This is a genomic window from Mesorhizobium sp. M6A.T.Cr.TU.014.01.1.1 (assembly GCF_004022765.1).
Taxonomy (GTDB): domain Bacteria; phylum Pseudomonadota; class Alphaproteobacteria; order Rhizobiales; family Rhizobiaceae; genus Mesorhizobium; species Mesorhizobium mediterraneum.
Genome location: NZ_RZPG01000007.1, coordinates 176,395 through 189,246, shown reverse-complemented (window position 1 = coordinate 189,246; position 12,852 = coordinate 176,395). Strand labels below are relative to the sequence as shown.

The following is a 12,852-nucleotide window of genomic DNA, read 5'->3' as shown; positions in this document are numbered from 1 at the left end:
GCCGCCTAGTGCTCGATCGGGCCTTTCGGCATGACGATCGCCGTGCCGGCGGTTGTCGGACGCTCGATCATGCGGCGGACGCGCGGCGGCTCGTCGCCGCTGTGCAGCGCGCGTACGCGCTCGCCGATAACGGCGTCGGCATGGGTGGCCCGCTTATTGTGGCGGATGTATTCGAGCCATGTCGGCGTGTGATAGTGCTCGATCCATATTGCGGGATTTTCAAGATCGCGCGCCAGCGTCCAGTTGCGGGCGCCGTCACGGCGGCGGATGCGGCCGCGTTCGGCCATGGTGGCTAGGAATTCCGGCACGTCCTCCTCGCGGATGATGTACTCGATCATGATAGCGATGGGGCCGCTGCGCAGCTTGAGGTCGAGCGCAAGATGCGGCTCCTTGAAACGGTTGGTGGGATCGAGGTTGAGCACTGCCTGCTGTGGCAAGGGCAGCAAGAGGCCGATCGCGCCGCCCGCCAGCATCGCGACAGCAGCCGCGATCAGCGCGAATTCGGCGCCATGCGCATCGGCGACGACACCCCAAATCCAGCTGCCGAGCGCGATGCCGCCGAAGGTCGCCGTCTGATAGACCGACAGCACCCGGCCGACCACCCAGCGCGGCGTAGACATCTGCACCGTGACGTTGAAATGCGACAGCGCGATCACCCAGCAGGCGCCGCCGATGAGCAGCCCGAGCGACGTCTGCCAGGCGTGGTCGCTGACGGCGGCATTGAAGGCGCAGAGCGCGAAGCCGGCGAATGCCATGCGCACCATCGTCTCGCTGGACAGGATCTGCCTCAGCCGGACGCTGATCAGCGCGCCGCCGACCGCGCCGATGCCGAACGCGCCGAGCATGATGCCGTAGGTCAAGGCATCGCCCTTGACGACGTCGCGCGCCACCAGCGGTAGCAACGCCAGAACCGCGCCGGCGCTGAAGCCGAAAGCCGCACCCCTGACCAGCACCTTGCCGATATTGGGCGACATGGCGACGTAGCGCAGGCCGGCGCCCATCGCCGCGCCCAGCGTCTCGCGCGGCAGTGTAGAGGCCGGCAGGTCCGGCTTCCAGCGGGCGAGCACTATGATAAGGCCGACATAGCTCAATGCATTGGCGGCAAAGGCGGCGGCGGCACCTGCGGCGGCAACGATGATGCCGCCGATCGCCGGGCCGACGCTGCGCGTCAGGTTGAAGCCTAACGAGTTGAGCGCGACAGCCGCAGGCAGCTTGGCGCGTGGCACCATATCACCGACCGACGCCTGCCATGACGGGTTGTTGAGCGCCGTGCCGCTGTCGATCAGGAAGGTGAAGGCGAGCAGCGTCCACGGCGTTATCAGGCCAAGATAGGTGAACACGGTCAGCAGAACCGAGACGACCAGCATGAAGGTCTGGGCAATCAGCATGACCTTGCGCCGGTTGAAGCTGTCGGCGATCGCACCGGCAACGAGCGCAAACAGCATGATCGGCAAGGTGGTCGACGCCTGGACCAGCGCGACCTGATAGGACGAGGTGGCGATCGTCGTCATCATCCAGGCGGCGCCGACGCCCTGGATCAAGCCACCGAAATTCGAAACCAGACTGGCGGACCATACGGCGCGGAAAATGCCGTGCCGGAACGGCGCCAGCGCCGAGACGCGTTCGCTGTTCGGCTCGTCGTCGATCATGGATGCTTCCCCGACTTCAATGCTGTCTTCTTCCGGTGAATCGGTCCCTCATACCGTTCCCTCAAAGTAGAGCATCACTTCGCAAAGGGCGAACGCCTTTTCGAAGAAGATCATGGTCCAACAACAGGATAGCGGAGGCCGGAACAGGTCCGCGGACGTCCTTGCAGGCGGCGTGAAGCGCTTCGGTGAGGTGGCCGACTTTGTGCCCGCTGCCTACTAAATTGCCACGAATGTCGTTACCCAAAACCGCTGCGCTCTCTCGGATCAAACGCCCGAGGGCAGGCTCTGGTCGACATGCATTACCGATCCTCGAATCCGGTCAGCACGCCGACGGCGTTGATGCCGATTTCCTCGACGGCATAGCCGCCTTCCATGACGAACAGCGTCGGCAGGCCGAGCCTGGCGATGCGACGTCCGATCTTGGGATAGTCGGCGCTTTTCAGCTTGAACTTGCTGATCGGGTCCTTCTCGAACGTGTCGACGCCGAGCGAGACGACGACGACATCGGGAGCGTAAGCCGCAAGTTTCGCGCAGGCGTCTTCCAGCGAAGCATTCCAGGCGTCCCATGAGGTGCCGAACGGCATCGGATAATTGAGATTGAAGCCTTCGCCGGGGCCGGCACCGCGTTCGTCGGCATGGCCAAGGAAGAACGGATATTCGGTCATCGGGTCGCCATGCAGGTTCAGCACCTGCACGTCGTCGCGGCTGTAGAAGATCTCCTGCGTGCCGTTGCCATGATGGTAGTCGACATCGAGAATCGAGACGCGCTTGGCGCCCTGGTCGCGGAACCATTGCGCGGCAACGGCGGCGTTGTTGATGTAGCAATAGCCGCCCATGAAAGCAGCGCCGGCATGATGGCCGGGCGGACGGCAGAGCGCGAAGGCGGACGTCTCGCCGCCCTTGACCAGGGCGGCCGCGGTCAGCGCCACGTCATAGGACGACTTGATCGCCTCCCAGGTGCCTTCAACGAAGGTGGCGCCGCCGTCGAAGGAGTAAAATCCAAGCAGCGCATCGATCGTTCTGGGGCGCACATCGCCGCGCAGGCCGCGCGTCGGCCAGGTGAAGGGGATGGCCGAGCCCGTCCGGCCGGACGCTTCCCAGAGCGGCCACACGGTCGGCAGGAAATCGATGTATTCGCTGGTGTGCACCTTCCTGGCGGCAGCGAGATCGTGGGTGTCGGGTGGCAGGATCGGGCCGAGCTTTTCGCTCTCCACCCTCGCGTGGATGAACTCAGCGCGCGAGGGCTTCTCGAAGGCCGGCACGATGGCGCCCGAAATGAGTTCGAAGTTGCCGGCATGACCGACGTGGAGAGGGGAGAAAACAGTCTTCATCTTGCGGGCCCGGCTCGCTCTTCGAGTTGCGTATCTGTCATTGACGGACTGCTTTGTGGCAGAGAGTTTCAGCGCCGCCAAGAGGCGTTCCAGATCGTTGTTGCAAGTAGCAGCGGACGGCTTGCCAGACGCCAATACTCTGCTAGCCTAAGCTCAAACGGGAGAAAATTATGCCGCCATCGGCCGATCTGATCGTCGAGAATGCCAGCATATTGACGATGGATCCCGATAACCCCCGTGCCGAAGCCATAGCCATCAAGGGCGGCGAAATCATTGCGATCGCAGATCGCGCGACCGTGCTGGAGCACAAAGGCCCCGGCACGCGCGTCATCGATGCCGGCCGCGGCTCCGTCGTCCCCGGCTTCATTGAGGCGCATATGCATCTTTTCGGCGGCGCGGCCGAGCTCGATCATCTCCAGCTGATGGGCGTCCACGGTTTCGAGGCGCTTTCCGACGCTGTGCGCCATTATGCCGCAATGCGACCGGACCTGCCCATCCTGCAGGCGCAAGGCGCCGACTACACCATCCTGTCGGCGACTGAGCGGGTCAGCCGCCGTCATCTCGACCGCATCCTGCCGGACCGGCCCTTCGTCATGGCGGCGCCCGATCACCATACAATGTGGGCCAACACCAAAGCGCTGGAACTGGCCGGCCTGCTTAGAGGAAAGCAGCTTGGCCCGGGCAATGAGATCGTCATGGGCGACGACGGGCTGGCCAGCGGCGAATTGCGCGAGGGCGAGGCTTTTGGGCCGCTGATCGCGCTGGCCGGCGAGGATCGCGTGTGGCTCGGCCAGACCACCGGCGGCGAGCCGGACCCGAAGCCGACGCCGGCGGAGCAGGCCTCCGACCGGGCGATCATGCGCCGCGGGCTGGAATGGTGTGCCAGGCACGGCATCACCTCGATCCAAAACATGGACGGCAATTTGCATCAGCTCGAACTCTTGTCCGAGATCGAGGCCGAAGGCGGCTTGCTGTGCCGCGTGCAGGTGCCGTTCCACTACAAGAACTTCATGACGCTCGACATGCTCGACAAGGCGTCGATGATGGCTGAGCGCTACAAGGGCGAATGGCTATCGTCGGGCATGGTCAAGGTGTTCTACGACGGCGTGCTCGATTCATGGACGGCGGTGATGGTCGAGCCCTATGCAGACCGTCCGGATTGGCTGGGCGAGCCGCTGTTCACGCCGCAGCAATTCATCGACCTTGCCGTGGCCGTCGACAGGCGCGGGCTGCAGATTGCGGTGCACTCGATTGGCGACGGCGCCGTGCGCGCCGTGCTCGACGGCTACGAGGCGGCACAGAAACAAAACGGCACGCGCGACAGCCGGCATCGGGTCGAGCACATCGAGGTGATCACCGCCGCCGACGTGCCACGCTTCGCAAAGCTTGGCGTCATTGCCTCGATGCAGCCGCCGCATCCGCCGGGCAGCATGGGCTTGCCGCTGGAGCCGACGGTGTCGCGCATCGGGCCCGCCCGCTGGCCGCTGAGCTATGCGTGGCGGACGCTGAAGAACGCGGGCGCGCGTGTCGTCTTCGCCTCGGATTGGCCGGTGTCGCCGATCGATCCGATCCTGGGCATTCAGGCGGCAGTGCTGCGCAAACCATGGGCAGACGATGATCCCGATCAGGGCTTCTCGCTGCATGAATCACTCGGTGGCTACACGGTGGAAGGCGCCTATGCCGAGTTCATGGAGCATCGCAAAGGCCGTCTGAAGCTAGGCTTCATGGCCGATCTCGTGGTGCTCTCTGCCGATATCGAGGCGACCGCGCCGGAAGCGCTGCATATGGTGCGGCCAGTGACGACGATCTGCGGCGGCAAGATCACTTACCAGGCATGACGATGGCACGGGAATTGCGTTCTGAATCGACATTCAGATGCATGCTTGCCAAGCCACACGCCGTGTGCTGACAATCGAGTGGGAACTGGATCCGCCCTGAAGAGCGGACGCAAGAATGGGGTAATCGTGCCGGAACAACCGGGTAAAAGTGCAATTGAGGTTCGTGGCGTCCGCAAGGTATTCGGTACCGGGGAGTCACAGGTCGCCGCCCTCGACACGGTTTCGGTGTCGATCCGCGAAAATGAGTTCTTCACGCTGCTTGGTCCGTCCGGCTGCGGGAAGACGACGCTTTTAAGGCTGATTGCCGGCTTCGATTTCCCTAGCGCCGGCGAGATACTGCTGCATGGTCAGGACATCGCGCCGCTGCCGCCATTCAAGCGGCCGGTCAACACCGTGTTCCAGAACTATGCGCTGTTCCCCCATATGACGGTGGCCGAGAACATCGGCTTCGGCCTCGAAATGCTCGGCAAGCCCAAAGCCGAAGTGAAGGCGCGGGTCGCCGAGATGCTGAAGCTGGTCAAGATGGAAGCGCTCAGCGGCCGCCGCACCAGCCAGATATCGGGCGGCCAGCAGCAGCGCGTGGCGCTGGCCCGGGCGCTGGCGCCGCAGCCGAAGGTGCTGCTGCTCGACGAGCCGCTGTCGGCGCTCGACTTCAAGCTGCGCAAGGAGATGCAGATCGAGCTGAAGCGGCTGCAGCACGAGACCGGCATCACCTTCATCTTCGTCACCCACGACCAGGAAGAAGCGCTGACCATGTCGGACCGCATCGCGGTGATGTCGTCGGGCAGGATCCTGCAGGTCGGCACGCCTTGGGACATCTATGACAAGCCGGCGGAGCGCTTCGTTGCCGACTTCATCGGCGAGACCAATTTCCTGACCGCGGCCATAACAGGCATCGCCAACGGCAAGGCACGCGCAACACTCAAATCCGGCGCGACGATCGACGCAACCGTGGCTGAAGGCTTTCAGCCGAAGGACAACGCCACCGTGGTGGTCAGGCCGGAACATGCCAAGCTGACCAGCGGCAAGGGCGACCTGTCGGGCACGGTCGAAAACATCGTCTATTTCGGCACCGACACGCACATCCATGTTCGCCTGGACAGTAGCGAGGCCTTCACCGTGCGCCAGCAGAACACGCGCAGCGCAGGCTGCGGTTTCGAGCGGGGAGACAAGGTCGGCATTTCGATCGGCAACGATGCCGCACAAGTGCTGAGGGACTGATGGCGAGCGCGGAAGAAGTCGCCAAGGAAGCCGAACGCCGAGATATCCGCGATCGCTGGCTTCTGTCAGCGCCGGCACTGATCATCATCTTTCTGGCGGCGACCGGCCCGCTGCTGATCGTCGTGATCTATTCGTTCCTGACGCCGGGGCCCTATGGCGACGTGGTGTGGAAATTCTCCACCGACGGCTGGCTGTCGGTGGTGATGCAGCGTGACATCTTCGACGACACGCTGGCCTTCGCCGACGCGCATCTGTCGATCTTCTGGCGTTCGGCCAAGCTGTCGTTCATGACAACGATCTTCACGCTGCTCTTTGGCTTCCCGACCGCCTATTTCATCGCCACCCGGCCCGCGCGGCAGCGCGAGATCTGGCTGTTCCTGATCACCATCCCGTTCTGGACCAATCTGCTGATCCGCACCTTCGCCATCCAGGAGGTGATCCGCAACGAGGGCATCGTCAACACGGTGCTCATCAAGCTCGGCATCATCAGCCAGCCGATCCAGATGATTTTCACCGATTTCGCGCTGATGGTCGGCATGACCTATGTCTATCTGCCGCTGATGGTGCTGCCGCTCTATGCCAGCATGGAAAAGATCGACTTCCGGCTGGTCGAGGCGGGTTACGACCTCTACGCCAACCGCTTCCAGGTGCTGAGGCGGGTCATCATCCCGCTGGTCAAGCCTGGCATCATCGCCGGCTCGATCCTCGTCTTCATCCCGGCACTGGGCGCCTATGTCACCCCGCGCGTGCTCGGCGGTTCGAAGAATATGATGCTCGGCAATCTGATCGAGCTGCAGTTCGGGCAAGGCCGTAACTGGCCGCTCGGCTCGGCGCTGTCGATCTCGTTGATGGCGATCGTGATGGTCGCGCTGCTCTTCTATGTCCGCTCCGCCGGGCGTCAGGGCGGCACGCATGGGTAGCCGCTTCGACATCCGCCGGCAGACCGGCTTCACGGCCATCGCGATGGTCTGCTTCTTCGCGCTTTACCTGCCGATCATCACGGTTGTCGTCTATGCCTTCAACGCCGGCAGTTCGATCGCGATCTGGGAAGGCGTGTCGCTGCGCTGGTTCTACCAGGCCTGGAACAACAACCAGGTTGTCGACGCCTCGATCCGGTCGCTGCAGATTGCTTCAGTCGCGGCGACTATTGCCACGATCGTCGCCACCATGGCCGCGCTTGCCACGACCCGGACGAAGCCATATCCCGGCCTCGGCTTCAAATACGCCTTCATCAACCAGCCGCTGATGGTGCCGGAAATCGTCACCGCGGTGGCGCTGCTGATCTTCTTTTCGCGCATCAAGATCTGGACCGGCTATTCGGGGCTGGGCTACCTGATGGCCGCGCATACGGCCTTTTGCATCCCCTTTGCCTATCTGCCTATCCGGGCGCGGCTTGAGAACATGGATCTGACGTTGGAGGTCGCTGCGGCCGACCTCTACGCGACACCCTGGAAGGCTTTTCGGCGCGTCACCTTTCCGCTGCTCTGGCCAGGCATCCTTGCTGGATTGATGCTGGCCTTCGTCATCTCGCTGGATGATGTCGTCATCACGGAGTTCGTCAAGTCCGGCGGCCAGGACACGTTGCCGACTTACATGCTCGGCCAGTTCCGGCGCGTTATCACGCCGGAAATAAACGCGATTTCGACGGTGTTCCTGCTGATCTCGATATTGATCGTCACCGTCTTCTTTTTCATCAGCAGGAAAAAGGATCAGGAATGATATCAGCTGTAACAGGAGAAAAACGATGAAGTGGAAACTGGCTGCGACGGCGCTCGGCGCCGCGCTCCTCGCCTCGGCGGGTATTGCCCGCGCCGATGGCGAACTCAACATCTACAACTGGGGCAATTACACCAGCCCCGACCTCATCAAGAAATTTGAGGAAAAATACAAGGTCAAGGTGACAGTCACCGACTACGATTCCAACGACACCGCGCTCGCCAAAATCCGCCAGGGCGGCAGCGGCTTCGACATCGTGGTGCCCTCTGCGAGCTTCGTGCCGATCTGGATCGAGGAAGGGCTGCTGTTGGAGACAGAGCCTAGCAAGATGGAGAACTTCAAGAACATGGACCCGAAATGGGTCGATGTTCCCTTCGATCCAGGCCGCAAATACACCGTGCCGTGGCAATGGGGAACGACCGGCGTGACGGTCAACACCTCCGTCTACAAGGGTGACGTCAACACTTCGGCCATCTTCCTGGATCCGCCGCCGGAACTGGTCGGCAAGGTCAACGTCGTTCCCGAAATGGCCGATGTCATGCATCTCGCCATCAGATATGTCGGCGGCGAGCCCTGCACCGGCGACAAGGAGGTGCTGAAGAAGGTGCGCGATGCGCTGGTGGCGGCAAAGCCGAAATGGATCTCCATGGACTACGGCACGGTCGAGAAGTTCGCCAAGGGCGACTTCGCAGCTAGCGTCGACTGGAACGGCGCGTCCTTCCGCGCCCGCCTGCAGAACAAGGACATGGTCTATGGCTATCCGAAGGAGGGCTATCCGATCTGGATGGACAATCTTGCGGTGCTGAAGGACGCCAAGAACGTCGAAAACGCCAAATTGTTCCAGAACTTCATCATGGATCCCGAAAACGCGGCGCTGATCTCGTCTTTCGCGCGCTACGCCAACGGCATCAAGGGATCGGAGGCCTTCATGCCTGCGGACATGAAGACGGCGCCGGAGGTCAACATCCCCGCCGAGTTCGCCGACAAGGGCAAGTTCATGCTGAACTGCGCGCCCGACGTCCAGGCGCTCTACACCAGGATCTGGACCGAATTGCAGAAGTGATCGCAGTACCATGGACCCGGCAGCCATGGCTGCCGGGTCCATGAATCAAAAAAATCTTCGCCAAGGACCGACGTCCGGCTGTCGCCTGACGCACCCGGAGTTTGCCTGCAAATGCCCGATCTCGATCTCTGCTACATGCCGGCAAGCGAGGCCCTTAGGCGCTTCAAGGCGAAGACGCTCTCACCGGTCGAGCTGATGGAAGCGGTCATCGGGCGCGCCGAGGCGACGAAGGACAAGGTCAACGCTTTCACCAACACGCATTTTGACGAGGCGATGGCACTGGCCAAAAAAGCCGAGGCGAAATACGCCAAGGGCAAGAAGACGGGCCCGCTCGAGGGCCTTCCCGCCGGGATCAAGGACGAAAGCTATATCAAGGGCAAGCCGACCACCGGTGGCTCTCTGATCACCAGGAATTTCGTTGCCGACACCAGCTCGACGATGAATGAGCGCATCATTCGGGCCGGCGGCATCGTCCATGCACGCACCGCGACGCCGGAATTCTCCTGCGCAGCCTATACATGGTCCAGGCTGTGGGGTGTCACCCGCAATCCGTGGAATCCCAAGTTCACGCCCGGAGGCTCATCGGGCGGCTCGGCCGCCTCGCTCGCCTCCGGCACGTCGTCGATCGCCACCGGCTCCGATATCGGTGGCTCGATCCGCATCCCGGCATCGGCCTGCGGTGTCGTCGGCTACAAGCCGCCCTATGGCCGCAATCCGGACGACCCGCCGTTCAATCTCGACTTCTACTGCCACACCGGGCCGCTGGCGCGCACGGTGGAGGATGCGATCCTGCTGCAGAATGTCATGACCGGTCCCAGTCCCTTGGATATCGCTTCGCTCCGGCCGAAGCTGACCCTGCCGACCAGGTTCAAGCCGATCAAGGGCTGGAGGATCGGCTATTCGATGGATCTCGGCGGCTTCGAGGTCGATCCGGAAGTGGTGAAGAACACGAAGAAAGCGCTCGACGTGTTCCGCTCACTGGGTGCGGAGGTCGAGGAGGTCGATTTAGGTTGGGGACCGGAGGTCCTGGAGGCCGGGCTCGCCTATTTGAACCATCTGTTCGGCGCGTTCCTGTCGAAGCTGCTGCCCGACCATGCCGACGAGATGACGACCTACGCCCGCAAGTTCGCCGAGGACGGAGCGGGTTCCAAGGCAACCGATTTTGTCGACAGCCTGGAGGTGGCTGGCCGCATGTATACGACGCTTGGGCCGCTCCTCGAAAAATACAATGTGCTGATCTGCCCGACCACGGCGCTGCCGTCGGTGCCGGCCGACCATGACCAGTCGAAGGACGAAGTCAGGATCAACGGCAAGCTGGTCAATCCCTCGCTGGGCTGGGTGATGACGACGCCGTTCAACATGATGAGCCGCTGTCCGGTGCTGTCGGTTCCATCCGGCCACGCGAAGAACGGCGTGCCGACCGGTATCCAGATCGTCGGCCGCACCTACAGTGACGAAGATGTGTTCCGCGCCGGCATGGCCTATGAAAAAGCAGTTGGTGGCTGGTACGGAGAAAAGGCGCGCCGGCCGAAACTATGACGGACGGCACGACCGGACTGAAAGCAAAAACCGTCGCGACACCGCGGGACACTTCCCGGAGCATAAAATGACTTCCTATCGTAACAGCGAACCGGTGCCGCCGATCATGCAGGGCTCGCCGCCCAAGATGGTGCCTCCAAAGCTCGACTGGGACAGGGGACCCTGGAACCGGTGGGCATTCCAGCACATCCGCGAAATTCTGCCGACCGTCGAAGTCTGGCGCGGCAATGGCCATCGCCGCCGGCTCGAGCGAGCCGAGGTCGATCTCGATGCGCTGCCGGTGAGCGACAGCACGGGTCAGCCTGCGACGCTGGCCGGGCTGCTCGACGAGACCTATACGGACGGGTTCCTCGTGCTCAAGGACGGCAAGATCGCCTATGAGCGCTATTTCAACGGCATGACCGACCGCACGCTGCATTTGTCGCAGTCGATGGCGAAGTCCGTCACCGCTTCGGTGTTCGGCATATTGGTCGGGCGCAGCCTGATCGACCCGACGTTGCCGGTGACGACGTATCTGCCGGAGCTTGGTGCGACCGGCTGGGCCGGCGCCAGCGTGCAGCATGTGCTTGATATGACGAGCGGGGTGCGCTTTTCCGAGGAATATACAGACCGCTATTCCGATATCGGCCAGGTCGACGTCGCATCCGGCTGGAAACCGGTGCCGCCTGGCAGCGATCCGGCCTTCGAGTGGCCGTCGCATATGTTCGAGCTGATCCTGGGCCTCAAGGAGAAAAGCCGGCCGCATGGCGCTGCCTTCGAATACCGTTCGATCGAGACCGACGTGCTCGCCTTCATCATGGAGCGGGTTACCGGCCAGCGGCTGGCGCAGCTGGTTTCCGAGGAGCTCTGGCAAAAGCTCGGGGCGGATGAAAGCGCCTGCTTCACCGTCGACAGCGCCGGCTACGCCATCGCCGATGGCGGCTTCAACGCCACGCTGCGCGACTATGGCCGTTTCGGGCAGCTGATCCTCGACAATGGCGGCGGCGTGGTGCCGGCCGACTGGATCGAGGCGACGCGCAGCGGCAGGCATGGACCGGACTTCAATCCCAGCCTGCCGGAAGGCGGCTATCGCAACCAGTTCTGGATCGAGGATCCGGGCTCACGCGCGCTGATGTGCCGGGGCGTGTTCGGTCAGCTGATCCATATCGACTGGAACACGAGAATGGTCGTTGTGAAGCTTTCGAGCTACCCGGATTTCACCGATATCGCCTATTCGGTGGCGACGATGAAAGCCGTGCACGCGATCGCCGCCGCGCTGGCCTAAGTTCCAAAAAATCGGAAGGAAACGCCATGACCGGCGCGACCGTGTTCGAGACCAGATATGGCTTTGCCCGCAACCAGGTGCTGCTCGGCAACTGGCGCGAAAGCCCGTTCAGCCGGTGGTCGTTCCAAAACGTGGGTGAGTTGGTGCCGAGCGCACGTGTCGCAGCCGTGGCGGACAGTGGCGAAACAGCGGTTCAGGATTTCGGTGTGCTGCTTGACGAAAAGGTCGCGCTGGCAGGCGGCTCGGAGACCGTGGCCGCGTTTCTCACGCGTTCCGATACCGACGGGCTGACGATCATGAAAGGCGGCAAAATCGTCGGCGACTGGTTCGCACCGCATATGGAGTACGGCGCGCGCCACATCATCTTCTCGATCAGCAAGTCGCTGACCGCCATTCTAGCCGGCATATTGGAAGGCGAGGGGGTTTTCGATCCGCAGGCTCCGGTGACCCGCTATCTGCCGGAAGCCGCCGGCTCGGCCTATGGCGATGCCAGCGTGCGGCATGTGCTCGACATGTCCGTCAGCCTCGACTTCGAAGAAGCCTATCTCGATCCGGAGAGCGCCTTTGCCCGCTATCGCCGCGCGACGCTGTGGAATCCGGGCGGCGGTACGGAGAGCCTGGCGGCCTTCATCCCGACCCTGCAGCACCTGGCCGAACCGCATGGCCGGACGTTCCGCTACCGCTCGCCCAATTCCGACCTGCTCGGCATCCTGCTCGAACGCGCATCCGGCCAGCGCTTTGCCGAGCTGATGCGCAGAAATTGTGGCTGCCGCTTGGTGCAACGAGCGAAGCGTCGGTGACAGTCGACAGGGAAGGCACTGCGCGCACGGCCGGCGGCATTTCGGTGACGCCTCGTGATTTGGCGCGTGTCGGTGAGATGATGCGGCAAGGCGGCATGGCCAATGGCCGGCGCGTCGTGCCGGAAGCCTGGGTGCGCGACACGACCGGCACAGGCGGAGACACTGAGGCTTGGCAGCGTGGCACGATGGCATTCCTCTTCCCGCAAGGCCGCTACCGCAACAAATGGTACCAGACCGGCGCGGCAAACGGCGCCTTCTGCGGCATCGGCATCCACGGCCAGTGGCTCTATGTCAATCCGGCGGCCGAGGTCGTTATCGCAAAAATGTCGTCGCAGCCGGAGCTGGTCGACGAGCCTCTCGATGTCGATATGGTTGCTTTCTTCGAAGCGCTGAGCCGAAGGGTCTGACCCGATCCAGGCAACCCGTGGCAT

At 62.8% G+C, this 12,852-nt stretch carries 9 protein-coding genes and 1 pseudogene; 8 read left to right on the top strand and 2 right to left on the bottom strand.

Annotation, left to right across the window (positions count from 1 at the left end; genetic code table 11):
• Nucleotides 1–5 precede the first annotated feature (5 nt).
• Together EN885_RS10545 and EN885_RS10540 are read right to left on the bottom strand one after the other, a co-directional pair.
• Nucleotides 6–1,649: an MFS transporter gene (locus tag EN885_RS10545; protein ID WP_126105153.1), complete on the bottom strand. Its 1,644-nt coding sequence runs from the start codon at nt 1,647–1,649 to the stop codon at nt 6–8.
• Between the two features lie 299 nt (nt 1,650–1,948).
• On the bottom strand, nt 1,949–2,980 hold the full coding sequence (locus EN885_RS10540; protein ID WP_128241843.1) for a histone deacetylase family protein: 1,032 nt from the start codon (nt 2,978–2,980) through the stop codon (nt 1,949–1,951).
• A 170-nt stretch (nt 2,981–3,150) separates the two neighbouring features.
• Between EN885_RS10540 and EN885_RS10535 the strand changes: the two genes are divergently transcribed.
• The 8 genes and pseudogenes from EN885_RS10535 (at nt 3,151) to EN885_RS10500 (ending at nt 12,828) form a co-directional block, all read left to right on the top strand.
• Entirely contained in the window at nt 3,151–4,818 is a 1,668-nt protein-coding gene (locus tag EN885_RS10535) for an amidohydrolase (RefSeq protein ID WP_128241844.1), read from the top strand.
• 126 nt (nt 4,819–4,944) lie between these two features.
• Nucleotides 4,945–6,039 carry an ABC transporter ATP-binding protein gene (locus EN885_RS10530; protein ID WP_126105156.1) on the top strand — a complete coding sequence of 365 codons (1,095 nt, stop codon included), beginning with the start codon at nt 4,945–4,947 and terminating at the stop codon, nt 6,037–6,039.
• A complete protein-coding gene (locus tag EN885_RS10525) occupies nt 6,039–6,959 on the top strand; it encodes an ABC transporter permease (protein ID WP_128241845.1) in 921 nt (306 codons plus the stop codon). The genes EN885_RS10530 and EN885_RS10525 overlap by 1 nt, the downstream gene beginning before the upstream one ends.
• Nucleotides 6,952–7,758 carry an ABC transporter permease gene (locus tag EN885_RS10520; protein ID WP_127203822.1) on the top strand — a complete coding sequence of 269 codons (807 nt, stop codon included), beginning with the start codon at nt 6,952–6,954 and terminating at the stop codon, nt 7,756–7,758. The genes EN885_RS10525 and EN885_RS10520 overlap by 8 nt, the downstream gene beginning before the upstream one ends.
• 25 nt (nt 7,759–7,783) lie before the next feature.
• Nucleotides 7,784–8,818 carry an extracellular solute-binding protein gene (locus EN885_RS10515; RefSeq protein WP_126105159.1) on the top strand — a complete coding sequence of 345 codons (1,035 nt, stop codon included), beginning with the start codon at nt 7,784–7,786 and terminating at the stop codon, nt 8,816–8,818.
• Between the two features lie 111 nt (nt 8,819–8,929).
• Nucleotides 8,930–10,357: an amidase gene (locus EN885_RS10510; RefSeq protein WP_128241846.1), complete on the top strand. Its 1,428-nt coding sequence runs from the start codon at nt 8,930–8,932 to the stop codon at nt 10,355–10,357.
• A gap of 67 nt (nt 10,358–10,424) precedes the next feature.
• Nucleotides 10,425–11,621, top strand: a complete 1,197-nt coding sequence (locus EN885_RS10505; RefSeq protein WP_128241847.1) for a serine hydrolase — start codon at nt 10,425–10,427, stop codon at nt 11,619–11,621.
• A 26-nt stretch (nt 11,622–11,647) separates the two neighbouring features.
• Nucleotides 11,648–12,828, top strand: a pseudogene (locus tag EN885_RS10500) (serine hydrolase).
• Nucleotides 12,829–12,852: the final 24 nt, after the last annotated feature.

Bases quoted from the DNA above. Each gene is read 5' to 3' on its own strand.
- EN885_RS10545 (WP_126105153.1), bottom strand. From the start codon at position 1,649: ATGATCGACGACGAGCCGAACAGCGAACGCGTCTCGGCGCTGGCGCCG.
- EN885_RS10505 (WP_128241847.1), top strand. From the start codon at position 10,425: ATGACTTCCTATCGTAACAGCGAACCGGTGCCGCCGATCATGCAGGGC.
- EN885_RS10520 (WP_127203822.1), top strand. From the start codon at position 6,952: ATGGGTAGCCGCTTCGACATCCGCCGGCAGACCGGCTTCACGGCCATC.
- EN885_RS10525 (WP_128241845.1), top strand. From the start codon at position 6,039: ATGGCGAGCGCGGAAGAAGTCGCCAAGGAAGCCGAACGCCGAGATATC.
- EN885_RS10535 (WP_128241844.1), top strand. From the start codon at position 3,151: ATGCCGCCATCGGCCGATCTGATCGTCGAGAATGCCAGCATATTGACG.
- EN885_RS10540 (WP_128241843.1), bottom strand. From the start codon at position 2,980: ATGAAGACTGTTTTCTCCCCTCTCCACGTCGGTCATGCCGGCAACTTC.
- EN885_RS10510 (WP_128241846.1), top strand. From the start codon at position 8,930: ATGCCCGATCTCGATCTCTGCTACATGCCGGCAAGCGAGGCCCTTAGG.
- EN885_RS10515 (WP_126105159.1), top strand. From the start codon at position 7,784: ATGAAGTGGAAACTGGCTGCGACGGCGCTCGGCGCCGCGCTCCTCGCC.